Origin of the sequence: Roseinatronobacter alkalisoli (genome assembly GCF_028745735.1) — a bacterium.
Taxonomy (GTDB): domain Bacteria; phylum Pseudomonadota; class Alphaproteobacteria; order Rhodobacterales; family Rhodobacteraceae; genus Roseinatronobacter; species Roseinatronobacter alkalisoli.
The window spans coordinates 115,940-140,344 of record NZ_JAQZSM010000007.1 but is presented as its reverse complement, the minus strand read 5'-3'; the positions used below and the strand labels follow the sequence as shown (position 1 = coordinate 140,344).

Below are 24,405 nucleotides of genomic sequence, written 5' to 3'. Positions count from 1 at the left end.
CTTTCCTGTCAGTCGCGCGCCTTCAGCGCGGATACAAGATCAACCCGGTCCAGCCTGCGCCGCACCAGCAGCACGGCAGCCAATGACGCCCCCACCACAACAAGCGCGGCCAGCGCATAGGTTCTGCGTGAAATAACAAAGGGCAGTTGCACCACATCGGTCGATATGGCATCGACCATACCCTGCGCAAAAGCATAGCCCATGACCCAGCCCAGCGGTACGGCCAGCAATGTCAGCAACATCATCTCTCCGATCAGGACAAAGCCCACCTCGGCACGGGTAAAGCCCAGCACGCGCAGGCTGGCCAGTTCATGGCTGCGTTCCGACAACTGGATGCGCGCGGCGTTATAGACCACACCAATGGCAATCAGCACACCGATCAATGTATAGATCATGACCATCGTCAGCATGCCTTCCTGCAAGGACGCATCGAACTGCGCGCGCAGTTCTTCCCAGTCGGCAAAGCCCGCCACTGTCGGCAGTGACTTGATACGCGCCTGCAAGGCTGGCATCTGCTGCGGGTCGATGCGCAGATGTATCTGGTTCACGCGCGGGGCCACCCGCATGGCGGCGAACAGCGCGGGGGCGGCGATATGCGCCTCGCTTCCCATGCCCTGACGAATGATCGCCGTGACCGGCAGTGTCAGGGTGTCGCGCGGGGGCACCAGCAGGTCCAGCTGCACGCTGTCGCCTGCGGAAATGCGCAGATGCCGCGCCACCAGTTCAGGCAGCACAAGCCCGCGGTCCGACAGGGTAATCACCCCCTGTTCATCATCCATCACCTGCGCCAGTTCTGCGCCTTCGAACTGCGCGATAACCGCAGTCTGGCGACTGCGATGCCCGTTCACCAGCCGGACCGGCAAGGCATAGCCACCCTGCACCGACGTCACACCGGGCAGGGTCAGCGCGTCCAGCAGAACGGAGTCGGGCGCATCACGCGCAAGTGTCAGGGTCACATGCTGGCGGTTGCCCTGCTGGAACACGCGGTCACGCACCACATCAATGGCATCGAACAGGAAATAGGACGCGACAAGCACCCCCACTGATGTCGACACCCCCAGAAGCGTGATCGCCGCCCTGCCCGGCCAGCGCAGGACAGACCGCAGGATCATCATGCTGGTCTGGCGCAGGCGCAGCGCAGCAATGGCGCGGTCAATGCGCCCGCGCCCGAAACTGGGGGGCGCGGGGGGTGACATTGCCTCGGCCGGTGGCAGACGGATGGCTGCGGCGACGGCGCGCGCAGCGCCCGCCAGCACCGCCGCAAGCGCCAGCGCCCCCGAAAGCCCCATTGCCCCCAATGCCGGATCACGGATCAGAAACGGAAAGCGGAAGAATTCGACATATAGCAGCAGCATGCCTTCGCGCAGAAGCAACCCGCCACCCCAGCCCAGCCCGACACCCAGAAGACCGATCATGCCAGCAAGTTTCAGGTAATGCAGCCCGATTTCAGCGCGCCGGTAGCCAAGCGCGCGCATCAGGCCAATCTGCGCGCGTTCCATCGCGATCAGCCGCCCCAGCACCATATTGACCAGAAACGCCGCCACAACCAGAAACACCGGCGGCAGGAAGCGGGCCAGCGCATCCAGCTGGGTCAGTTCACTATCCAGAAAGGCATGGCTGGTCTGGCGGTCGCGGCCATGCGCGCCTGTGCCGCCGAACGGGTCCAGCACGCTGTCCACCTGCGCAATGACCGCGCGCGCATCCGCGCCGCGCATCAGGCGCAGCGCAATGTCATTGACCGCGCCCTGCATGTCCATGGCCGCCGCAGCCGCCGCCTCATTCATCCAGATCAGCCCGAAACGGCGGTCATCGGGCATGATGGTTCCCGGCGCCATCGTATAGATGAATTCTGGCGACAGCAGCCAGCCAGTGACCTGCAATTCCCGCAGCTGGCCGTTCAGCACGGCCCGGAACCGGCTGCCCGGCACCAGATCATGCGCCTGCGCAAAGGATTCGTTCAGCGCCACTTCATCCAGCCGGTCAGGGTCGGGCAAACGCCCGTGGCGCAGCAGCGGCACGTTCAGCCCCTGCCCCGCATCTGCGGCCAGCGACAACACCTGCCCCACCGCCGGGGCCTGCATGCCGTCTATGTCCAGCACTGCATGAAAACTGATGCGCCCGTCCACCTGCGCCACATGGTCGATGTCGGCGAGTTCCGCCAGCCGCGTGACCGGAACGCGCGTGGCCGCCACGAACAGATCAGCAAAACGGTGCCGGTCATAATAGGCGGCCTGCGTTTCCACCAGCGAACGCTGCGTGCCATACGCCGCCACCATCACCATGATCCCGCAGCCCAGAACCAGCGCAATCGCAAGCGTCTGCGCCCAGATCTGGCGCAGGTCACGCAGCAATTTGCGGTCCAGCACCCTCACCATGACACCTGTGATGGGGCAACGCGGTCGGGGTTGACCTCATCGCGGGTGATCCGCCCGTCTGCCAGCACCACTACCCGGTGCGCAATGCGCTGGATGTCGGCGTTATGCGTGATCAGCACAGTTGCCGTGCCAAGATTGCGGTTGACCGCACAAAGCGCTTCCAGCACCTGCACGCCGGTCTTGCTGTCCAGCGCGCCGGTGGGTTCGTCGCATAACAGCACTTCGGGGCGTTTGGCGATGGCGCGCGCAATGGCCACGCGCTGCTGTTCACCGCCCGACAATTCGGACGGGAAATGATCCATCCGCGGGCCAAGGCCCACCATATCCAGCGCCTCTTCCGGGGTCATGGGGTTGCGCGCGATTTCCGTGACCAGCGCCACGTTTTCGCGCGCGGTCAGGCTGGGCACCAGATTATAGAACTGGAACACAAACCCCACATGCTCGCGCCGGAAACGTGTCAGGTCGCCGTCACTTGCGCGGGTCAGGTTACGGTCGCGGAAAAACACCTGCCCGTCGGTCGGCAGGTCCAGCCCGCCCAGAATATTCAGCAGCGTGGATTTGCCCGACCCGGACGCGCCCAACAGAACCACCACCTCGCCCTCATTCAGTGACAGGGTGACACCGCGCAGCGCATGCACCGCAACCTTGCCCGTGCGGAACACACGGGTCACATCGACCAGTCGGAAAACAGGTTCAGCAATGTCGCGCGCATTGGCCATGGTGTTACCTTTCACAGGCACCATCGCGCTGTAACTGATTTACGTCAAATGAAACCGCATATTGGCTGAAAACCCCACGCGCGCCGAGAATGCGGGCGGCAGACATATTGGCAATTCATCAGAAACTTTGATGGCCGCTATAAGAAAATGCAAGTTCTACTTATGATATTCGCGTGCTATCACCCCGATCAGACGGATGGGAACAGTATCGGCACGCCTGCGCGCCCCCCCTTCCCGACAGCCAGTTCGACAAGCAAATCCGAGGAGTTATGACATGGACGGCAACGACACCCCCAAAAGCGGCAAATGCCCGGTAATGCACGGCGCCATCACCGAAACCGGCAGTTCCGTCATGGACTGGTGGCCCAAGGCGCTTAACCTGGACATCCTGCACCAGCATGACACCAAGCCCAACCCGCTGCACGGTTTCAACTACCGCGAGGAAGTCAAATCGCTGGATTTTGACGCGCTGAAGAAAGACCTGTCCGCATTGATGACCGACAGTCAGGACTGGTGGCCCGCAGACTGGGGCCATTATGGCGGTCTGATGATCCGCATGTCATGGCACGCCGCCGGCACCTACCGCATTCAGGACGGGCGCGGCGGTGCAGGCACCGGCAACCACCGTTTTGCCCCGCTTAACAGCTGGCCCGACAACGCCAATCTGGACAAGGCCCGCCGCCTGCTGTGGCCCATCAAGAAAAAATACGGCAACAAACTCAGCTGGGCCGATCTGATGGTTCTGGCAGGCACTGTGGCGTATGAAACGATGGGGCTGAAAACCTATGGTTTCGCCTTTGGCCGCGAAGATATCTGGCACCCTGAAAAAGATGTGTACTGGGGCGCAGAACGCGAATGGCTGGCCCCCAGCGACGAACGCTATGGCGATGTCGCCAACCCCGCCACTATGGAAAACCCGCTGGCGGCTGTGCAGATGGGCCTGATCTATGTGAATCCCGAAGGGGTGAACGGCCAGCCCGACCCGCTGAAAACCGCAGCGCAGGTGCGCGAAACCTTTGCCCGCATGGCGATGAATGACGAAGAAACCGTCGCGCTGACCGCCGGTGGTCACACTGTCGGCAAAACGCATGGCAATGGCCGCGCCGAGGATCTGGGGCCGGAACCCGAAGCTGCAGACCTGTTTGAACAGGGGCTTGGCTGGAACAACCACAAGGGCCGTGGCATTGGCCGCGACACTGTGACCTCCGGCATCGAAGGAGCCTGGACCACGCACCCGACCAAATGGGACATGGGCTATTTCAAGCTGCTGTTCGGCTATGAATGGGCATTGCAGAAATCCCCTGCAGGGGCATGGCAATGGGAACCGGTTGATATTGCGGACGAAGACCGGCCGGTCGATGTCGAAGACCCGTCAATCCGCGTCACCCCGATCATGACCGACGCCGATATGGCCATGAAGATGGACCCCACCTATCGCGCCATCTGTGAAAAATTCATGGCCGACCCGGCAGCGTTTGATGACGCCTTCGCGCGCGCATGGTTCAAGCTGACCCACCGCGACATGGGGCCGAAAGAACGCTATATCGGCCCGGAAGCCCCGTCCGAAGACCTGATCTGGCAAGATCCGGTTCCCGCAGGCAATGCAGGCTATGATATCGCCCTCACCAAGGACAAGATCGCGGCAAGCGGGCTGAGCATCAGCGATATGGTGACAACTGCATGGGACAGCGCGCGCACTTTCCGCGGGTCCGACCTGCGCGGTGGTGCCAATGGCGCACGCATCCGTCTGGCCCCGCAAAAGGACTGGGAAGGCAATGAACCCGACCGCCTTGCGCGTGTTCTGGGCGTTCTGGAACCGATTGCGGCGCAAACCGGTGCAAGCATTGCCGATGTCATCGTTCTGGCAGGCAATTACGGTGTTGAACAGGCCGCCAAGGCCGCCGGTTTCGACATCAAGCTGCCTTTCGCCCCCGGTCGCGGCGATGCAACGGACGCGATGACAGATGCCGATTCCTTCAAGTATCTGGAACCGCTGGCCGACGGGTTCCGCAACTGGGTCAAGAAGGACTATGCCGTTACGCCCGAAGAAATGCTGCTGGACCGTGCGCAGTTGATGGGGCTGAGTGCGCCGGAAATGACCTGCCTGATCGGTGGTATGCGCGTGATCGGCACCAACTATGGCGGCACCAAGCACGGGGTCTTCACTGACCGCGAAGGCGCGTTGACAACCGATTTCTTCGTCAACCTGACCGATATGGGTTTCAAATGGGAACCCAAGGGCAGCAATCTTTACGCGATTGTGGACCGCAGGACCGGCGCGGAGAAATTCACCGCAACCCGCGTCGATCTGGTCTTCGGGTCGAATTCGGTGCTGCGTTCCTATGCCGAAGTTTATGCGCAGGACGACAATCAGGAAAAATTCATCCATGATTTCGTCGCCGCATGGACCAAGGTGATGAACGCCGACCGCTTCGATCTGGCGTAAACTGAAGTAATCAAAAGCGCGCGCGCGCCTTGCATAACATGTGGGGCGCGCGCGCATTCTTGTCTGCGCCCCCACGTCCCGTAAGCGCAGCGCGGAACCCCCGGTCCCGATGGGCGTTGATCCCTGCGGGCATTCCTGATTGTCTGGCATAAATGGCAGCAAGCAGGACCGTATCACATGACCACCCCCCAGTTCCTGATTTTCGCCATCCTTGCCGCAACGATGGGTCTGTTCCTGTGGGGCAGACTGCGGCATGACATTGTGGCGCTGAGCGCGCTGCTTGCCTGTGTGATTGCCGGTCTGGTGCCCGCGCCTGACGCTTTCGCAGGGTTCGGCCATCCTGCGGTCATCACAGTAGCCTGTGTCCTGATCCTTAGTCAGGGGTTGCAGAATACCGGCGCTGTCGACTGGCTGGCGCGCACAGTGCTGCCGCGCAATGCCGGGCGCATCACCAGCCTGACCGCACTGATCGGGCTGGGGGCGGCTATGTCGGGCTTCATGAACAATGTGGGGGCAATGGCGCTGCTGATGCCGGTCGCGGTGCAATTATCTGGGCGGCTGAACATGACAGCCGGGCAAGTGCTGATGCCGCTTGCCTTCGGCACCATTCTGGGGGGCATGACCACGCTGGTCGGCACACCGCCAAATCTGATTGTCTCGGGGTTTCGGGCACAGGCGGGTCAGGGTGCCTTCGGCATGTTCGACTTCGCGCCTGTGGGCGCCACTGTCGCGGTGCTTGGTGTGGCGTTTGTGGCCCTTCTCGGCTGGCGGCTGGTGCCCGCGCGCAAGGCTGCGGGCGAAGCGCAGTTCGAAACCGGCCCCTATTTTTCCGAAGTGCGGGTGCCCGAAAAAAGCAAGGCGGTGGGCATGACCCTGCGCGCCTTCGAGCATAAGATTGAAGACAGCGGCGCGCAGATTGCCGGGCTTGTACGCAACGAAGTGCGCATGATCGCCCCCCATGGCGGGCGCCACATTCAGGCCGACGATATTCTGGTACTGGAAGCGGATGTGGACAGTCTGGCCGAAGCACTGAGTGTGTTTAACATGAAGCTGGAAGAACAGGTTGATCCTGCAAGCGCAGAAAACACCGAAGAGGATGCAGACGCCCCAGCCCCGCCCGCGAAAGACGACAAACCCGACGCCGCAACCACCGATGACAAGACCCGAGATCAGGATATCGTTCTGCGCGAGGTGGCGGTTTTACCGGGGTCGAATATCGTCGGCAGGTCCGCCAGTGATCTGCGCCTGCGCACCCGCTATGGCCTGAACCTGCTGGCCGTGTCGCGCGAGCAGAACCCGCAGCGCAAACGCCTGCGCGAAGTGGCGTTGAAATCGGGCGATCTGCTGTTGCTGCAAGGCCCGGCAGAAGCGATGTCGGAATTCATCAATGACGCGGGCTGTGTGCCCCTGGGCGAACGCGACCTGCGCATCCCCGATAAACGCAAGGCCATTCTGTCCGGGGCGATCATGGTCGGCGCGGTGGTGCTGGTCACATCAGGGCTGGTATCGGCTGCGGTCGGTTTCTCGCTGGCGGTGGTGGTGACGATGCTGGTGCGCACTGTGCCGCCAAGACAGGTCTATACCACGATTGACTGGCCGGTCATCGTGTTGCTGGCAGCACTGATCCCGGTCGCGGGCGCAATGCAGGCCACGGGTGCGGCCGATATGCTGGCGGTATTTCTGGTGCAGACCATCGCGCAGGGCAACGCCATAGCGGCGCTTACGGTAGTGCTGGTCACAACCATGTTTCTGTCGGATGTGATGAACAACGCGGCGACAGCGGCGGTCTTGTGCCCCATTGCACTGGGCATTGCCGGTGCGCTGGGGGTCAATCCTGACAGCTTTCTGATGGCCGTGGCCATCGGGGCGTCCTGTGCCTTTCTGACGCCCATCGGGCACCAGAACAACACGCTTATCCTTGGCCCCGGCGGATTTCGCTTCGGGGATTACTGGCGGCTGGGCCTGCCGCTGGAAATTCTGGTCGTCACGGTCAGCATTCCGATGCTGCTATGGGTCTGGCCATTGTGAGGGTGACCCATTGGCGCATGGATGCACAAAACCGCAAGACCGGCGCGTTCAGCCTGAAAACGAATGCTGTAATTTCAAAGGTGCGGAACAAAGGCCGCAGGGTTTGAAAGGACCGTCGCGCCAGTGACGCGGGCTTTATCTGTCGCCCAAACGTCCGCCTCAGGCCCCCGCGAACGGGATGGCATTCCAGACATCAATCCTTGGCGGATTTGTCATTCCGGACATTGGTGCGGGCATAGGCCCTGCCTATCATATGTGCGGCAATCGGCGCGGTCAGCAGCAGGAAAAGCACTGTCGCCAGAACCTTGCTGGTGCCCGACACAGTGCCGATATGAATGGCCAGTGCCGCCAGGATCAGCAGACTGCCCAGCGTGCCCGCCTTGGTGGACGCATGCATCCGTGTCAGCAAATCCGGCAGGCGCACGATCCCGATGGCCGCGATCAGCACAAACGCACCACCGCCCAGAACAAGAAGTGCTTTCAGAATATCAATCATCGTGGCCCCCTTTGGTCTGGCTGGCATCTGTGTCTGCCGCTTTATTCTCGCGGTCGAAATAGCGTTCGGCATAGCGCGCCAACGCCACAGTTGCCAAAAACCCCACCAGCGCCACCACAATCGCCACATCCAGCAGCGACGGGTCGTCAATCGCAATGGCATACAGGCCGCAAAACGCGATGATGGTGATATTCATCATATCCAGCGCCACCACGCGGTCCGCCAGTGTCGGGCCAATGGCCAGCCGGATAAAGGCAACCGCAAGCCCCAGCAGGATCAGCCCAAGGCCGATCTGGACCGACAGATCAAGAAAATCAGCAGTGCTCATTTCTCAAATACCTCCGCGACCATGCGTTCCATGCCATTCTTCAGTTCCGCCACCAGCGCATCAGGATCATCAGCGAACATGGCATGCACCAGCAGCGTACTGCGGTCCTGCGTGACATCCACGCTTAATGTGCCCGGCGTCAGGGAAATCAGGTTGGTGACCAGCAATATCTCGATATCGGACTGTACGGTCAGCGGCACTTCAATGATGGCGGGTTTGTTTTTCGGAAAGGGACGGATCACGTCCCATGCCACGCGCAGCGATGACAGCAGCAATTCCCAGAAGAAAAACAGTGCCAGCCGCACCACCCGGTAGGTGCGCAGGAAATACAGCCGGTCAATTCCCGTCAATGGTGCCGACAGCCACAGCGCGAAGAACCCCAGCGCCGCGCCCGTCGCCAGCGTGCCCAATCCGAAAGACCCGGTCATCGCCGCCCAGGCAAAGGCAAGCAGCAGGTTTATCAGCAAACCATTCATCTTTGCGCCCCCAGAACAGTGGTGACATAATCACTCGGGTCCAGCAATTGCGTGGCCGCCGTTTCGGCAAATTGCACGAAGGGTTCAGGAAAGAACCCGATCACGACTGTCATGATGGCCAGACCGATAATCGGCAGCATCATCGGCACCCGGATTTTCGCAGGCACACGCTCCGGCACAGGGTCAATCCCGTCGGGATGGGGCTTCCAGAAGGCCATGCCCCAGATCTTCGTCATGGAAAAGATGGTCAGCAAGCCTACGAACAGCGCGATGAAGGCCACGAACCACGCATCCAGTTCGATCGCTGCCTTGACAATCAGGTATTTCGCCCAGAACCCCGACAATGGCGGAAAACCTGCCAGAGAGAATGCGGGCACAATGAACAGCGCCGCCAGAAACGGCGAGGATTTGTAAAGCCCGCCAATGCGGCGCAGGTCAGTGGACCCTGCCAGCTTGTTGGCAACCCCGGACACCAGAAACAGGTTCGCCTTAACGATGATGTGGTGCACCAGATAGAATACGCCCCCCATCAGCGCCAGCGGAGTATAAAGCGCAAGCCCCAGCGTCATATACCCGATCTGGCTGATGATATGAAACGACAGGATCTTGCGGAAATCGGTCTGCGCCGCAGCGCCCAGAACGCCGGTCAGCATGGTCAGCAATGACACCCAGATCAGAATTTCATGCGTGAACCCCACATCGCCCACGAAAACCAGCGTGAACATGCGCATCATCGCATAGACGCCCACCTTGGTCAGCAGACCCGCAAACACCGCCGACACGGCAAAAGTTGGCGTGTGATAGGACGCAGGCAGCCAGAAGAACAGCGGGAACACCCCGGCCTTCACCCCGAAACCCACCATGAACATCATGGCGATGACAGTAATCAATGTCTGATCTTCGGCATTGGCCACAGCCTCGCGCAGATCGGCCATGTTCAGCGTGCCGGTGACCCCATAAAGCAGCCCGATCCCCGACAGGAAAATGATGGTCGATACCAGATTCAGCGCCACATATTTGATGCCCGCATCCAGCTGTTCGCGCGTGCCCCCCAGAACCAGCAACCCGAAGGATGAAATCAGCATCACCTCGAACCAGACATAAAGGTTGAACAGATCGCCTGTCAGGAACGCGCCGGTCACCCCGGCAATCAGGGTCTGGAACAGCGCGTGATAGCCCAGATGTTCAATCCGTTCGGGGATTTCACCCAGCGCATAAACCGCCGTGGCAAGGCCGGTGATCGCCGTGATGACAACCATCACCACGCCCAGATAATCCGCCACCAGCGTAATGCCGAAAGGCGCGTCCCAGTTGGACATCTGCGCGGCAATCACACCCTCATTCAGCACGGCAATCAGCAGCGCGATGGACGCGACCAGCGACAGGACAGACCCTGTCAGCGAAATCCAGCGGCCGCTTGGTGCGCGGCGCATAAGATAGGCCAGAACCGCCGTTGCAAAGGGAACGGCGATGGGCATGACCAGAAGCCAGCTTGTCATTTCATGTCCTCGTCGGCATCTTTGGGTTCGGCAACACGCATCTTGTCGGTATCCATCGTGCGCAACCGGCGATAGGTTTCAAAAGCCAGCGCCAGCGTGAAGGCCAGCAGCCCGAAGCCGATAACAATAGCCGTCAGAACCAGCGCCTGCGGCAGCGCATTGCCCACCACACCGGCAGGGGTATCGGCGCCATATGGCACCAGCGCAGGCGCGCCTTTGGTCATGCGCCCCGATGCGAAAATCACCAGATTGGCCGCGTTCGACAGCAGGATCAGCCCGAACAGGAAGCGCATGAAATTGCGCGCCAGCATCAGATAGACCGAAGCGGCAACCAGCAGGCCGACAACAAGGGCAGTCAGTGCTTCCATGGTTCAGGTCTCCTCTTCAAAGGCGTAGGCAAGTGACAGGATCGACCCGAGCACCACCAGATACACCCCGATATCGAACACCAGAACCGTATTCAGCGAGAAAAGCGACGTTTCATAACTGTCGCCGCCCACCCAGTACCACTGGCCGGTAAAGAACGGGTCGCCAAATAAAAACGACACCAGCCCCGCCACCAGCGCAATGCCAAGCCCGACAATGGCAATGCCTTCCGGGCTTACGCGCAGGGCGGATTTTGCCTCGGCGGGACCGCAGGCCAGCGAATAGACAATAAACGCCACCGCCCCCAACAGCCCGCCAATAAACCCGCCACCGGGCAGGTGATGGCCGCGCAGCAGCATGAACAGCGAAAAGACGAACAGCAGCGCAACCAGAATCCGCGCGCCCGCAGTAAAGATGATGGAATTCATCAGCGTTCCTCCCTCGCAGTTTCAGGCGCAGGTTCGGGCGCATCTTCGGGGGGACGCTTCGCGCCCCCTTTCAGAAGCGCAAACGCCCCCAGCGCCGCGACAATCACCACTGCAATTTCGCCGAATGTGTCAAGCGTGCGGAAATCCACCAGAATGACATTGACGATATTGCGCCCGAAGGCCTCGGTCCAGGATGACGCCTCGAAGAAATCTGTCAGGCGGCGGTCAAAGGGCGTGTTGGTCACGCGCAGCAACACCCATGTCGTGACACCGCCCACCAGAACCGCCAGTCCGGCGTCAAAGGGGCGGTGCGACTGTTTGCCGGTGCGGTCCAGATGCGGCATTTTCAGCAGCGCAACCGCCAGCAGCACCACGACCAGCAATTCCACCAGAATTTGCGTGATCGCCACATCCGGCGCGGAATAGGCGATAAAGATCAGCGCAACGCCGATCCCCACAACGCCCAGCCCCACCAGTGCCGCGATGCGCGATGAAGTCAGCACCACCACCATGGTTCCCGCAACAATCAGCGCGGCAATGCCCCATTCGACAAAACCTGTGCCCGCGAAATTCAGTGCAGGCGCAGCCGCAGGGCGCAGAACCAATGTGCCCAGCACTGTCAGCGCGAAGACCGCAAATGTCACAAACATGTAATGGCGCAGAACCCCGGTCTGGATAACGCGCGTCTGGCCCTTGGCCACCGCCATGAAACGGTCCAGCAGCACATCCCAGCCCGCATCCATATCAATGGCGCGCGCTTCCATCGCAGCCAGCATGGCACGCAGCCGCGCATGCACCAGATACAGCACAAACCCCAGCGCAAAGGTCAGCAGACTCAGCACCAGAGGCAGGTTGAACCCCGCCCACAGCTTCAGCCGCCCGCCCACATCTGGCGCGCCCATCACGGCGGCCACGGCCGGTTCCACCAGATAATACGCCGTCACACCGGGCAGCAGCCCTGCCAGCAGCCCGATGACCGACAGCATGGCCGGACCCAGAACCATGGCCCAGGGCCCTTCATGAGGTTTGCGCGGCAGATCGCCTTGCGGGCCGAAAAACGGCTTCCACGCGACAATCAACGCCACGGCGAACATCAGCGCGAAGGCCGCCATCCCCATGATGACAACAAACCAGCTTATCGCCATGGTCAGCGCACCCGCATAGGACAGTTCCTTGGCGATGAAACCCAGAAACGGCGGCAAACCCGCCATCGCCAGCCCCGACAGCCCTGCCGCCAGCGCCGTGATCGGCATGGCCCGCGCCAGCCCGCCCAGAAGATTGGCATCGCGCGTACCGGTTTCATGGTCAACAATCCCGATGACAAGGAACAACCCGGCCTTGTAAAGAGAATGCACCAGCAGGAAGGTCATTGCCGCCGTGATCGCATAGCCCGAAGACCCGGCCAGAAACATGACCAGCGTGCCCAGTGCCATCAGCGTGGTATAGGCCAGCGTCTGTTTCAGGTCTGTCTGACGCAGCGCCATGAAGGACGCAAATACCGCTGTCACCCCGCCAAAAATCGTCAGCGTATAAATCCAGACATCACTGCCCGACAGGCTGGGATGCATCCGCGCCAGCAGATAGACCCCGCCCTTAACCATCGTTGCGGAATGCAGATAGGCCGAAACCGGTGTCGGTGCGGCCATGGCATTGGGCAACCAGAAATGGAACGGCACCTGCGCCGATTTGGTAAACGCCCCCAGCAACACAAGGATCAGAATGCCCAGATAGTAAGGCTGTTCTGCCATGCTGCCTGCTGCGTTCAGCTGCGACAACTCGAACGTGCCCTGCGTGACCCCGATCAGGATGAACCCCGCCAGCAAGGCCAGCCCCCCCGCCGCCGTCAGCAGCAGCGCCTGCAACGCATTGCGGCGCGATTTCGGGTCCGTATGCGAAAAACCGATCAGCAGATAGGACGTGAATGTCGTCAGTTCCCAGAACACGAACAGCGCAATCAGGTTATCCGCCAGCACCAGCCCCAGCATCGACAGCATGAAACTGAACAGATACAGTGCAAAGCGGTTATATTGCGGATGCCCTGCCAGATAACGCGCGGCATACAGCATGACCAGCGTGCCGATCCCGGTGATCAGTAGCGCAAACATCAGGCTTAACCCGTCCAGCCAGAACGACAGGCGCACCTGCAGGCTGGGTATCCAGTCCCATACCCATTGCACCGCACCATCGCGGGGCACAACAGGCAGGTATTGCAGGAAAAACAGGAAAAGTGTGGCGGTCAACGCCACTGTGATCATGCCCGCCGGGGTTACCCAGGGCGCGTTCGGGTCGGAAGGCTCTGCCATCTGCTCGGTCGACTCCTGTCTGGCACTCGGATCTCGATCACCATCGCGGCATGTCATGGGCAGCCTGACCGCCCGAACCACCATGGCGCGCGTTGTTTCACATTTTGCGCCCGATTTCGCAACGCAAATCGGTGAAAAAAATTACGTTTTGGCATGGAATACGCCCCGATATCCTATAATTGCGCTGAAATTCAGGGCATCAGGGCCGCGCATCCGCATATGCCATCGCTGCCGCCCTCCCTTGACAAGCCCCCCCCGCTCCGGATGATGGCCCCATGCGCAGCCCCGCCCTTGATGACCGCGATATCGCCATCCTCTCCACCCTTTCGCGCGAAGGGCGGATCACCAAGGCCGAACTGGCCCGGCGCGTCAACCTCTCGCCGACGCCCTGCTGGGAACGGCTGAAACGGCTGGAAGATGCGGGGCTTATCCGCGGCTACCGCGCTGATATTGCCCTTGCCCGCATTGCGCCGCATGTGGTCATTTTCGTGACGATTGAACTGGACAGCCACAAATCCGAGGATTTCCAGCGCTTTGAACGCGCCATCGCGGCAATCGATGAAATCACTGATTGCTGGTCTCTTGGCGGGGGCTTCGATTACCTGCTGAAACTGACCGCCCCCGATATTGCCGCCTATCAGGTGCTGATGGACGGGCTTCTGGAACGGCGCGCGGGTGTGAAACGCTACTACACCTATATCGTCACCAAAAACGTCAAGGACACCCCCCTGCCGCTGCGGATTCTGCTGTAGCATTGTCATATCGGGGAAGACGGAAGGGTGGTTGAGTCCGGCCTGAAACGGGCGTTGGGGAATTCAATGGCGCGCAACAAAGGGCGCAAGCCCGCCGCGTCATCGGCGGGCCGTCCCGCGGCTTGCCGATAGCGCCAGCGACACGCCAAGCCTTTGATGTCGAAGTATGCCGCCTGCATAAAGTTAACTTCTATATCGTGGGACCGGCAGACCCCGGCCCGCCGATAGCGCGGACTTTATGCGCAACGCATTGTTCACGTTTCCCCCCTTCTGGACGGATCATCGGATATTCAGGGGCAATTCGGAACATTCCCCTGCGGTCGGCCCGGTCACAGCAACGAATCCTCTGGCCCAGCGGCGCTATGCTGGGCCAGCAACTCACCTGACCGAAGGACCAGCCATGACGCGCAGCCCCCGCTCCACCGCGACACAATCCCCCGACCTGCCTTCCCTGCTGGCAGATCCATCTCTGCTGCGCACGGAGGCCTATATCGCCGGGTGGCGTGGTGCTGCGTCGGATTTCGCTGTCACAGACCCCGCCACCGGCACGGTCTGCGCGCGCGTGGCCCGCATGCGCGCCCCCGATGCAAGCGCCGCCGTGGATGCCGCGCAGGCCGCCTTCGCAGACTGGTCCACCGCCCTGCCCCAGACCCGCAGCACCGCCCTGCGCCGTTGGTTCGACCTGATCAATGCCAACCGCGAAGATCTGGCCCTGATCATGGTGGCCGAACAGGGCAAACCCCTGTCGGAGGCGCGCGGCGAAATCGACTATGGCGCAGGGTTCGTGGAATTCTACGCCGAAGAAGCCAAGCGCCCCGATATCCGCGGCGTCACATCGCATCTGCCCGATGCCGAAGTGGAACTCTGGCGCGAACCGGTGGGCGTTGCGGCCCTTGTCACACCATGGAATTTCCCCTGCGCCATGGTCACCCGCAAGGCCGCGGCCGCTCTGGCTGCGGGCTGTACCTGCGTGCTGCACCCCTCTGCGGAAACGCCGCTTTCAGCGCTGGCGCTTGCCGTGCTGGCCGAACGCGCGGGCATCCCTGCGGGCGTGCTGAATGTCGTGCCGGGGGACGCGCCCGAAATCGTCGGCACATGGACGCAGGATACCCGCGTGCGCGCGCTGTCCTTCACCGGTTCCACCGAAGTCGGGCGCCTGCTCTACCGTCAATCGGCCGATACCATCAAACGGCTGGTACTGGAACTGGGCGGACATGCGCCCTTCATCGTCTTTGCCGATGCCGATCTGGACCGCGCCGTCACAGAAGCGGTGAAAGCGAAATTCGCCACCACCGGACAGGATTGCCTGGGCGCGAACCGCTTTCTGGTGCAACGCCCCGTCTATGACGAATTCTGCACCCGCTTCGCCGCCGCCATCCGCAAACTGACCCTTGGTCCGGGCATGGAAGATTGCGACCTCGGCCCGTTGATGCATGAACGCGCCGTGGCCAAACAGGAAACCCATGTGGCCGATGCCATGGCGCGCGGCGCACGCTGCCTTGTGGGCGGGGCGCGCGATGCGCAAGGGCCGCTTTATTACAAACCCACCCTGCTGGTCGATGTCCCCACCGATGCCAGCATCATGCATGAAGAAACCTTCGGCCCCGTTGCCGCCGTTGCACCCTTTGACACCGAATCCTGCGCCATCACCCGCGCCAATGCGACCGAATTCGGGCTTGTGGCCTATGTCCACACACTGGACCCGCGCCGCATCTACCGCATGACGCGGGCACTGCAATTCGGCATGGTTGCTGTCAACCGCACCAAGGTCACCGGCGCACCCATCCCCTTTGGCGGCATGAAACAATCAGGGCTCGGGCGCGAAGGCGCGCGCTGGGGCATGGAGGCATTTACCGAAATCAAATATGTCTGCCGCGACTGGGGCTGAACCCCAGCCCTTGCTGCTTTCAGTCTGGTCCAAATATCCACCGGGGTTTCGCAAGGGGGGCGTGCCCCCCTTGCGGCAGGGGGTTTGGGGGGCGGCAGCCACCCAAGGCCCCCCTCAGGAAAAACCGCCGCCGGGTCCATCAATCCACACGGTCCCTGGCAAAGGCATAGATCACACAGCCCGCCAGCAGGAACAGCCCGAAAAACAGGAATACTGCCTGATAGGGGGCCTCTGGCGGCGCTGGGGGGGTGGCCGAATGCACCCGCCCGCTGATCATCTGCAACACCCCCACCCCGCCAATCGAAAACAGGTTCAGCAGCGTCACCCCCCGCCCCATCATATGGGCAGGAAAGAAGCTGCGGCCATGCGCCATCATCATCGGAAATGAGGCCCCGAACAGACCGATGGCCGCCAGCATCAGCGCGCTGGTCCAGAACCCCGGCACCGGCACCAGCCACAACGCCATCAGGCACAGCCCGCCCAGCCCGTTCCCTGCCAGAATGACCCATTTGCGTGTCCCCAGCAGCCGGTCCAGCGGCCCATAGGCAAAATTGCCCAGAATCATCGCGCAAGCCATTACCAGCGTGATCTGCCCCACCTGGCTTGCCCCCGCCCCATAGACATCAGTGAAATACGGCCCCGCCCATAACCCGCGCAATCCGGCTGCGGGCGCGTAATTCACTGCCAGCAAGGGCAGAATAAGCCAGAGTGCGGGAATTTTCAGCAAATCCAGCAGGCTGCCTTTTTGCCCTTCAGGCGTGGCCAGAACCGGCGGGTCTTCGATCATCCGCCACAGCAGCGCGGATATCAGCGCAGTGAGTGCGGCCAGCGCCAGCAGGGTTTCACGCCAGCCGAACATCTCTGCTGCCCAGGCCAGCGGCCATGCGCCCAGAATATTGCCAAGGCTGCCGAACCCGATCACCGCGCCTGCCAGCGTGGCAAAGATCGCGGGCGGATAGCTGCGCGCGAAAATGTAATAGGCCGCCATCAGCACCGGCGCACACCCCACCCCCAGCAGCACCATTGCCAGATGCACATGCACCGCAGTCTGCGCCAGTCCCATAAGCAGCGCACCGGCGGTTCCGCCGATCCCCAGAATCAGCGCAGTGCTGCGGCGCGGGCCAAAACGGTCCAGCGCCCAACCCACGGGCAGTTGCATCAGCGCGAAGGCCAGAAACCACACCCCCGATGACAGCGCCAGATCATCAGCGCTGACGCCGATATCACTTTGCAGCATACCCGCCAGAACCGCCAGAAACGAGCGGTAGAACTGGCTGAGCAGATAGCCGATGACCAGAAAGAAAAGGCCGGTTTTCATGCGAAATGCCCGATTCCTGTGCAAACCTGAACATGCGTAGTGAACCTGTGAAACATTTGCAATCCATGCGCGACCACGGATCGGGTAATTTGGGCGCGGGCGATATGCGCAGGGGCAATATTATGTCAGCAAACGCCGCGCAGATGCCCCCCCTTGCCGAACGCCGGGGCCTTGATCAGATCAGGCCGAGAGTTTGCGCGGCGCGATGTGAACCCTGCGTTGCGCACAAAGCCCGCGCCATCGGCGGGCCGGGGACTACCGGTCCCACGTCGGAGAAGTTCACTTTATGCAGGCGGCATGCTCCGACATCCAAGGCTGGCATTAACGCCAGCGTAATCTACAGGCCGCGGGACGGCCCGCCGATTACGCGGCGGCCTTGCGGCCTTTGCTCCGCGCTTTGGGGGGCGCCAACATCCGCTTTACACCAGGTTCAACCAGCCTTGCCGTGCCACCCGATATGATGGCACCACAAGGACCGGCGGCACATCAATACCCGCGCCGCGCCAGCCAGTCGCGCATCCAGGTGATTTCCTGTTGCTGGGCTGCAATCACTTCGCGTGCCAGTTCAGCAACTTCCGGGTCCTGCCCGTATTCCAGCACGATTTCAGCCATGGCCACCGCGCCTTCATGATGCGGGATCATGCCAAGAATGAAATCCGCATCCGCATCGCCGGTGAAGTCGATATCCATCGCCTCATGCATGGCGGCATTGGCCGCGATATAGGCCAGCGTTGCGTCACTGGCCCCTTCGGGCGCAGGGGCCATCTGATGACCAGCATGCGCATCATCGCCCGCATGCCCGGCCGCATGATCGCCATGCGACATATGACTGGACGCGAAGCCGATCCCCGCAACCAGCACCCCGCCTGCGACAAAGGTTGCTATCCCTGTCAGAACTGATGTTTTCAAAGCCATGTCATCCTCCGGTTTTATATGGGAAGCTGCAATAGCACCTTCCATCAACCGGAAGGAAAGACACGTCTGCGTGACGGATCAGGCGCAGGCGCGCAATGCCTCCGGCAGAACGCGCGCGAAAACCTGCAAATCCGCCTCCGGGCCTGCGCTGACACGGATGCAGCGGTCCATGGGCGCGACAAATGGCATGCGCACGAACACATCGCGCGCCATCAATTCGCGCAGCAGCGCGCGCGCGAAATCCCCGTCGCGCCCGCAATCCATGGTCACGAAATTCGTGGCCGATGGCAGCGCGTGCAAGCCGTTATCAGCAGCAATCTGCGCCAGATGCGCGCGTGCGCGGTCAAGCTGTGCCTGCACATGGGCCAGCCACGCCTGGTCCTGCAGGGCTGCCAGCGCGCCCGCCTGCGCAATGCGCCCCATGCCGAAATGGTTGCGGATGCGGTCGAACATGGCAATCAGCGGGGCCGCGCCAATGGCATAGCCCACCCGCAGCCCGGCCATGCCGTATAGTTTGGAAAATGTGCGCATGCGGATAACACGCGCATCATCCGGGTTCAGCGCGGGCGCTGTCCCATCCGGGGCAGCATCGACATAGGCTTCGTCCAGCACCAGAAGCGTGCCGTCGGGCACCGCATCAATCATGCGCTGGACAATGCGCGCGGAATGCCAGCTTCCCATCGGGTTGTCGGGGTTGCAGAAATACAGCAGTTTCGCGCCGGTTTCTTCCGCGCGGGTCAGCAGGGCTGCAGGGTCCTGATGATCATCGCGGTAAGGCACCTTGTGCAGCACACCGCCAAACCCCGCCACATGGTAATTGAAGGTCGGATAGGCCCCGTCCGATGTGACGACCGGATCGCCCTTGTCCACCAGCATGCGCACCACCAGGCCCAGCAACCCGTCGATCCCTTCGCCGATGATGATATTTTCCGCCCCCACCCCATGATACGCGGCAAGTGCGTGGCGCAGATCATGGCATTCGCTGTCGCCATACATCCAGACATCGGATGCCGCGGCCTGCATTGCGGCCACAGCGCGCGGCGACGGGCCAAAGCCGCTTTCATTGGCCCCCAGCCGCGCCGCAAACGGGCGACCGGCGGCACGCATATGGGCCTCCGGCCCGACAAAGGGCACAGTGGCGGGCAGTGATTGCAGCAATTCGGTATAGCGCGGTGTGTTCATGCCCTAGGGATAGGCGAGCCGCAGCCCAGCGGCAAGTGCCTTGATCACGCGGCGCGCATGGCAGGCCGCCGGCCCCGGTTTCACCATGGCACCGGCTTTCGCGCGTAATCGAAAAACTGGCCCGTGTCAGCAGGGGTCAGGCCGTCCATGACCGCCAGCAAGCGTTGCGCGGCCATATCGGGCGCAACGGTGGGATGACGGTCAAGGTATTTCGCTGTAAATGGCGTGGCCACGGTGCCCGGATGCAGCGCCACGCAAGCGGCCTGCCCATGCGTGCGGGCCAGTTCAATTGCCGCACAGCGGATGATCTGGTTCAACGCGGCTTTGGCGGCACGGTAGCTGTGCCAGCCGCCCGCGCGATTGTCGCCGATGGACCCCACCCGCGCCGACAATGCCGCCAGAACCGCCGGTTCATCGCGTGCCAGCAACCGGGCCGCGTGTTTCAGCACCAGCGCCGGCCCGATGGCGTTAAGCGCAAATTGCGCAGCCATCGCCGCCGGGTCGATCTGTTTGAGTGCCTTTTCAGGGCGGTGGCCGTCAATTTCCAGCGCGCCGGTGGCAATGACAATGCGCTGAAACACGCCGGTCAGCGCGCCTATGTGTTCGGCAACCGACGGCTCGCGCGTAATGTCCAGCCCGTCCTTGCTGCGTGACAGGCCCGTCACCTGCCAGCCCTGCCCCTGCAAGGCGGCGGCCAGCGCGCTGCCTATTCCGCCAGACGCACCAATTACCAACGCCCGTTTCATGGCCTGCGCCCCCCTGTTGCCATGGGGCGCGCAGATAGGGCGCGGGGGCGGCAAGTCACGCCCGCGCCCGCGTTTCAGCCCAGTGCAGTGTTACACCGCGCGCAGGTGCCGGGGTGTTTGTGATTGCCCACATCCGGGCTGATCTTCCAGCAGCGCTGGCATTTCTGCCCGTCTGCGCGTTCAAACACCACACCGACCCCTTCAACTTCGGGCATGCGGAAGGCCTCTGACGGGATGGGGTCCGGCGTCAGGATCAGGTCAGATGTGATGCAGATATCGGCAAAATCCACTGATTTCAGCGCCGCCATCACGCCCGCATCGCGCACATGCACCACAGGTGCCGCTTCCAGCGATGCGCCGATCACCTTGTCGCGGCGCTGGATTTCCAGTGCGGCCGTGACCGCGCGGCGCGCAGCGCGGATGCCCGCCCATTTCTGCACCAGCGGTTCATTCAGCCAGTCTGCCGGCGTGTCGGGGAAATCCTGCAGATGCACGGATGCATCGTCACCGGGGAAGCGCGATAACCACACATCTTCCATGGTGAAAACCAGTACAGGGGCCAGCCATGTTGTCAGGCGGTGGAACAGCAGGTCCAACACCGTGCGCGCGGCACGGCGGCGGGGGCTGTTGGGGCCATCGCAATAGAGCGTGTCCTTGCGGATGTCGAAATAGAAGGCCGACAGATCCGTGGTCGCGAAGGTGAACAGCTTCTGGAACACACCCTGAAAATCATAGGCGGCATAGCCCTTGCGCACCTGCGTATCCAGTTCCGCCAGCCGGTGCAGAACCCATTGTTCCAGCTCCGGCATGTCAGCGGGGGCCACGCGCTCGGCGTCAGTGAACCCGTCCAGATTGCCCAGCATGAAGCGCATGGTGTTGCGCAAGCGGCGGTAGCTGTCGGCCACCCCTTTCAGGATTTCCGGACCGATCCGGTGGTCATGCACATAATCGGTCTGCGCCACCCACAGCCGCAGGATGTCGGCACCGTATTGCTTGACCACCTCCTCCGGGACGATGGTATTGCCAAGGGATTTGGACATTTTCATGCCCTTCTCATCCAGCGTGAAGGCGTGGGTCACGACAGCGCGGTACGGTGCGCGGCCCTTGGTCGCGCAGGCTTGCAGCATCGATGAATGGAACCAGCCCCGGTGCTGGTCGGTCCCTTCCAGATAGAGGTCCGCAATCCCGTCCGGCGCACCATCTTCGCGGTCACGCAGCACAAACGCATGGGTGGATCCTGAATCGAACCACACGTCCAGTACATCGAACACCTGGGTATAGGCGTCGGGGTCATGCAGCCCGTCCAGCATCCGTTCCTTGAACCCGTCCGTATACCAGACATCCGCGCCATGGTCTTCAAACGCGGCCTTGATCCGGGCATTCACCGCCGCATCTTGCAGCAGGAAATCCGGGTCGGTGGGTTTCGCGCCGGTTTTGACAAAACAGGTCAGCGGCACACCCCATGCGCGCTGGCGCGACAACACCCAGTCTGGCCGCGCTTCGATCATGGAATAAAGCCGGTTGCGCCCGGTCTGCGGCGTCCATTTCACCAGCCTGTCGATGGACTCCAGCGCGCGCGCGCGAATGGTGTCGCCATGCGTGCCCATGCCATCATCCAGCGGTTTGTCGATGGCCGCGAACCATTGCGGCGTGTTGCGATAGATTACCGGTGCTTTGGAGCGCCACGAATGCGGGTAGGAATGTCTGATCTTGCCGCGCGCCAGCAGGCCGCCCACTTCCACCAGTTTGTCGATCACCGCTGCATTGGCATCCCCTTCCCAAGGGTTGTCCTTATTCTTCTTGTTGGGCGTATCACGCAGGATCGCTTTGCCGGCAAAGAACGACAGACCATCGCGGAAGCGCCCGTCATCGTTGACGTTATAGGTGATGACCTGCGGCAGCATCCCCAGATCGCGGTAAAGCTCATATTCCTCCATCCCGTGCGATGGTGCGCAATGGACAAAACCCGTGCCTTCCTCATCGGTCACGAAAGCAGCAGCGCGGAAATCGCGGGGGTCGTCCCATTCTTCCTTTCCGCCTTCGGCCCCGGCCAACGGGTGGGCAAGCGTGATGCCCTGAAGCTGCGCCTGTGTCACATCGGCGACGCGCCGCCACTGGCCTTCGGTCAGGCGGGCGCGGGCGAAAGTTGCATCGGCCAGCTTGTCGGCAAGGATGAAGCGTTCGCCCACCTCGGCCCAGCATTGCTCGGGCGTGTCAATCACTTCATAAAGACCATAGGAAATATCCGCGCCATAGACGACACCCTTGTTCGACGGGATGGTCCAGGGGGTGGTGGTCCAGATGACCACTGAAGCGCCCTCAGGCTCCTTTTGTTTTGCCAGTGCAGCGGCTTTGTCTTCCTCTGTTAATTCGCCACCAGCACCAGATGGCGTAAAAAACGGCGTGTTTGTCGCGGAAACCACCGGAAACTTCACCCAAACGGTAAAGCTTTCCTTGTCGTGATACTCCACCTCCGCCTCTGCCAGCGCGGTTTTCTCAACGGGTGACCACATCACGGGCTTGGACCCCTGATACAGCGTGCCGTTCATCAGCAGTTTCATGAACTCATCGGCGATCACCGCTTCAGCGTGGTAATCCATCGTCAGATAGGGCTTGTCCCATTTGCCGGTGACGCCAAGGCGCTTGAATTCCTCGCGCTGGATATCGACCCAGCCTTCGGCGAAGCGGCGGCATTCCTGACGGAAATCGACAATATCCACCGCATCCTTGTCCAGCCCCTTGGCGCGGTATTGTTCCTCGATCTTCCATTCAATCGGCAGGCCGTGGCAATCCCAGCCCGGCACATAACGCGCATCCCGCCCCATCATCTGCTGGGAGCGGGTGATAAAATCCTTCAGCACCTTGTTCAGCGCGTGGCCGATATGCAGGTGGCCATTGGCATAGGGGGGGCCGTCATGCAGGATGAAGGGCTTGCGCCCCTGCGCCCCTGCGCGCAGCCGGTCATAAATGCCAAGCCGTTCCCAGCGCGCCAGCCAGTCGGGTTCGCGTTGGGGCAGCCCTGCGCGCATGGGGAATTCGGTCTGCGGCAGGAACAGCGTGTCTTTATAATCAGGAGTGTCGGTCATTTTCGGATACCTTGCGAATTGGGGAAAACATGCAGACGCCAAAGGGAACCCGGCACTCCGGGCGCGTCAGAGTGCCGGGACGCTAATTCGCTGAATGATCCATGGTCCGAACATGGGCCGCCTTATAGGTGGCATGGCGCGCAGCGTCCAGAGGGCGAAATGCTTGATGCGGCGGTATGGTCGCATTAGTGTGCGGGGATGATTGGTGAAATCCCGAAGCGGGTTGAATTATGGGTCTGACGCGAATGGTGGGTGTCATGCACAAAGCCCGCGCCAGCGGTGGGCCGGGGTCTGCCGGTCCCACGCTATAGGAGTTCAATTTATGCAGGCTCCATACTCCGACCTTCAATGCCTGGCATGACCTCAGCAAAACCGGCAGGCCGCGGGACGGCCCACCGGTGGCGCGGCGGGCTTCGCCCTTGTTCCGCGCTTTGGGATTCGCCACCACCCGTTTCAGACCGGCACCACCCGCGAATGGATGGTTTCAGGCTGCTCCATCCCCCACCGCTGGCGCGGCTTTGCGCGCAGTCTGTAACATTCACCCCGCAACATAAGGATACCCCCAATGCTGATGCCCTTTCATTTTGCCTATCATGTGCGCGATCTGGATGACGCGCGCGCTTTTTACGGCGGCATATTGGGCTGCACCGAAGGGCGCAGCACCGACACATGGGTTGATTTCGATTTCTTCGGCCATCAGATCAGCCTGCATCAGGGCGAACCCTTCGCCAATGCACCCACAGGCCGCGTGGGGGACCATATGGTGCCAATGCCGCATTTCGGGCTGGTGCTGGATGTGGCACGCTTCCGCACGCTGGCTGACCGCCTGACAGCGGCGGGTGTGGAATTCATCATCCCGCCCAGCCTGCGCTTTGAGGGGCAACCCGGCGAGCAATGGACCATGTTTTTCCGCGACCCGTCCGGCAACCCGATCGAGGTGAAGGGCTTTGCCGGTACATCAGGGATTTTTGCCACCTGAACGCCGCATGCTGTCATGACTGCTGCGGATGACAGCATGCCCGGCCAAAGGCTATGCGCATCCCCGCCCTGCACA

Annotated in this window: 19 protein-coding genes; 5 read left to right on the top strand and 14 right to left on the bottom strand. The window is 61.7% G+C overall.

Features of this window, described 5'->3' with window-relative positions:
- Window positions 1-8: 8 nt before the first annotated feature.
- Together PUT78_RS10110 and PUT78_RS10105 are read right to left on the bottom strand one after the other, a co-directional pair.
- A complete protein-coding gene (locus PUT78_RS10110) occupies window positions 9-2,375 on the bottom strand; it encodes an ABC transporter permease (protein ID WP_274352142.1) in 2,367 nt (788 codons plus the stop codon).
- Window positions 2,369-3,094: an ABC transporter ATP-binding protein gene (locus tag PUT78_RS10105; RefSeq protein ID WP_274352141.1), complete on the bottom strand. Its 726-nt coding sequence runs from the start codon at window positions 3,092-3,094 to the stop codon at window positions 2,369-2,371. Before PUT78_RS10105 ends, PUT78_RS10110 begins: the two co-directional genes overlap by 7 nt.
- A 274-nt stretch (window positions 3,095-3,368) precedes the next feature.
- Here PUT78_RS10105 and katG point away from each other — a divergent pair, with 274 nt between their 5' ends.
- Window positions 3,369-5,540, top strand: coding sequence for a catalase/peroxidase HPI (gene katG / locus PUT78_RS10100; RefSeq protein WP_274352140.1), 2,172 nt, complete (start codon window positions 3,369-3,371; stop codon window positions 5,538-5,540).
- A 177-nt stretch (window positions 5,541-5,717) separates the two neighbouring features.
- Window positions 5,718-7,568, top strand: a complete 1,851-nt coding sequence (locus tag PUT78_RS10095) for an SLC13 family permease (RefSeq protein WP_274352139.1) — start codon at window positions 5,718-5,720, stop codon at window positions 7,566-7,568.
- Between the two features lie 193 nt (window positions 7,569-7,761).
- Here PUT78_RS10095 and mnhG read toward each other — a convergent pair whose 3' ends face one another.
- From mnhG to mbhE, 7 genes are read right to left on the bottom strand one after another with little or no spacing between them, the layout of a single operon-like run.
- Window positions 7,762-8,064, bottom strand: a complete 303-nt coding sequence (mnhG, locus tag PUT78_RS10090) for a monovalent cation/H(+) antiporter subunit G (protein WP_274352138.1) — start codon at window positions 8,062-8,064, stop codon at window positions 7,762-7,764.
- Window positions 8,057-8,392: an MrpF/PhaF family protein gene (locus PUT78_RS10085; RefSeq protein WP_274352137.1), complete on the bottom strand. Its 336-nt coding sequence runs from the start codon at window positions 8,390-8,392 to the stop codon at window positions 8,057-8,059. The genes mnhG and PUT78_RS10085 overlap by 8 nt, the downstream gene beginning before the upstream one ends.
- Window positions 8,389-8,868 (bottom strand): Na+/H+ antiporter subunit E, encoded by a 480-nt coding sequence (locus tag PUT78_RS10080; protein WP_274352136.1) that lies wholly within the window; start codon window positions 8,866-8,868, stop codon window positions 8,389-8,391. Before PUT78_RS10080 ends, PUT78_RS10085 begins: the two co-directional genes overlap by 4 nt.
- A complete protein-coding gene (locus PUT78_RS10075) occupies window positions 8,865-10,367 on the bottom strand; it encodes a Na+/H+ antiporter subunit D (protein WP_274352135.1) in 1,503 nt (500 codons plus the stop codon). The genes PUT78_RS10080 and PUT78_RS10075 overlap by 4 nt, the downstream gene beginning before the upstream one ends.
- Entirely contained in the window at window positions 10,364-10,735 is a 372-nt protein-coding gene (locus PUT78_RS10070) for a Na+/H+ antiporter subunit C (protein WP_274352134.1), read from the bottom strand. Before PUT78_RS10070 ends, PUT78_RS10075 begins: the two co-directional genes overlap by 4 nt.
- Window positions 10,736-10,738: 3 nt before the next feature.
- A complete protein-coding gene (locus PUT78_RS10065; protein ID WP_274352133.1) occupies window positions 10,739-11,161 on the bottom strand; it encodes an MnhB domain-containing protein in 423 nt (140 codons plus the stop codon).
- On the bottom strand, window positions 11,161-13,464 hold the full coding sequence (mbhE, locus tag PUT78_RS10060; protein ID WP_274352132.1) for a hydrogen gas-evolving membrane-bound hydrogenase subunit E: 2,304 nt from the start codon (window positions 13,462-13,464) through the stop codon (window positions 11,161-11,163). The genes PUT78_RS10065 and mbhE overlap by 1 nt, the downstream gene beginning before the upstream one ends.
- Window positions 13,465-13,739: 275 nt before the next feature.
- Between mbhE and PUT78_RS10055 the strand changes: the two genes are divergently transcribed.
- Complete coding sequence (locus PUT78_RS10055) at window positions 13,740-14,216, top strand: Lrp/AsnC family transcriptional regulator (RefSeq protein WP_274352131.1); 477 nt, start codon at window positions 13,740-13,742, stop codon at window positions 14,214-14,216.
- A 400-nt stretch (window positions 14,217-14,616) separates the two neighbouring features.
- A complete protein-coding gene (locus PUT78_RS10050) occupies window positions 14,617-16,104 on the top strand; it encodes an NAD-dependent succinate-semialdehyde dehydrogenase (protein WP_274352130.1) in 1,488 nt (495 codons plus the stop codon).
- Window positions 16,105-16,243: 139 nt separating this feature from the next.
- Here the strand turns inward: PUT78_RS10050 and PUT78_RS10045 are convergent, their stop codons facing one another.
- The 5 genes from PUT78_RS10045 to ileS all read right to left on the bottom strand — a co-directional run bounded on the left by PUT78_RS10045 (window position 16,244) and on the right by ileS (window position 23,351).
- Entirely contained in the window at window positions 16,244-17,422 is a 1,179-nt protein-coding gene (locus tag PUT78_RS10045) for an MFS transporter (RefSeq protein ID WP_274352129.1), read from the bottom strand.
- A 486-nt stretch (window positions 17,423-17,908) separates the two neighbouring features.
- Entirely contained in the window at window positions 17,909-18,337 is a 429-nt protein-coding gene (copM, locus tag PUT78_RS10040; protein WP_274352128.1) for a CopM family metallochaperone, read from the bottom strand.
- A 78-nt stretch (window positions 18,338-18,415) separates the two neighbouring features.
- Window positions 18,416-19,519 (bottom strand): pyridoxal phosphate-dependent aminotransferase, encoded by a 1,104-nt coding sequence (locus PUT78_RS10035; RefSeq protein ID WP_274352127.1) that lies wholly within the window; start codon window positions 19,517-19,519, stop codon window positions 18,416-18,418.
- Window positions 19,520-19,599: 80 nt separating this feature from the next.
- Complete coding sequence (locus PUT78_RS10030; protein WP_274352126.1) at window positions 19,600-20,265, bottom strand: SDR family NAD(P)-dependent oxidoreductase; 666 nt, start codon at window positions 20,263-20,265, stop codon at window positions 19,600-19,602.
- Window positions 20,266-20,339: 74 nt separating this feature from the next.
- Window positions 20,340-23,351, bottom strand: a complete 3,012-nt coding sequence (ileS, locus tag PUT78_RS10025; protein WP_274352125.1) for an isoleucine--tRNA ligase — start codon at window positions 23,349-23,351, stop codon at window positions 20,340-20,342.
- 565 nt (window positions 23,352-23,916) lie between these two features.
- On the opposite strand from ileS, the gene PUT78_RS10020 reads away from it, so the two are divergent.
- Window positions 23,917-24,330: a VOC family protein gene (locus tag PUT78_RS10020; RefSeq protein WP_274352124.1), complete on the top strand. Its 414-nt coding sequence runs from the start codon at window positions 23,917-23,919 to the stop codon at window positions 24,328-24,330.
- Window positions 24,331-24,405 lie beyond the last annotated feature (75 nt).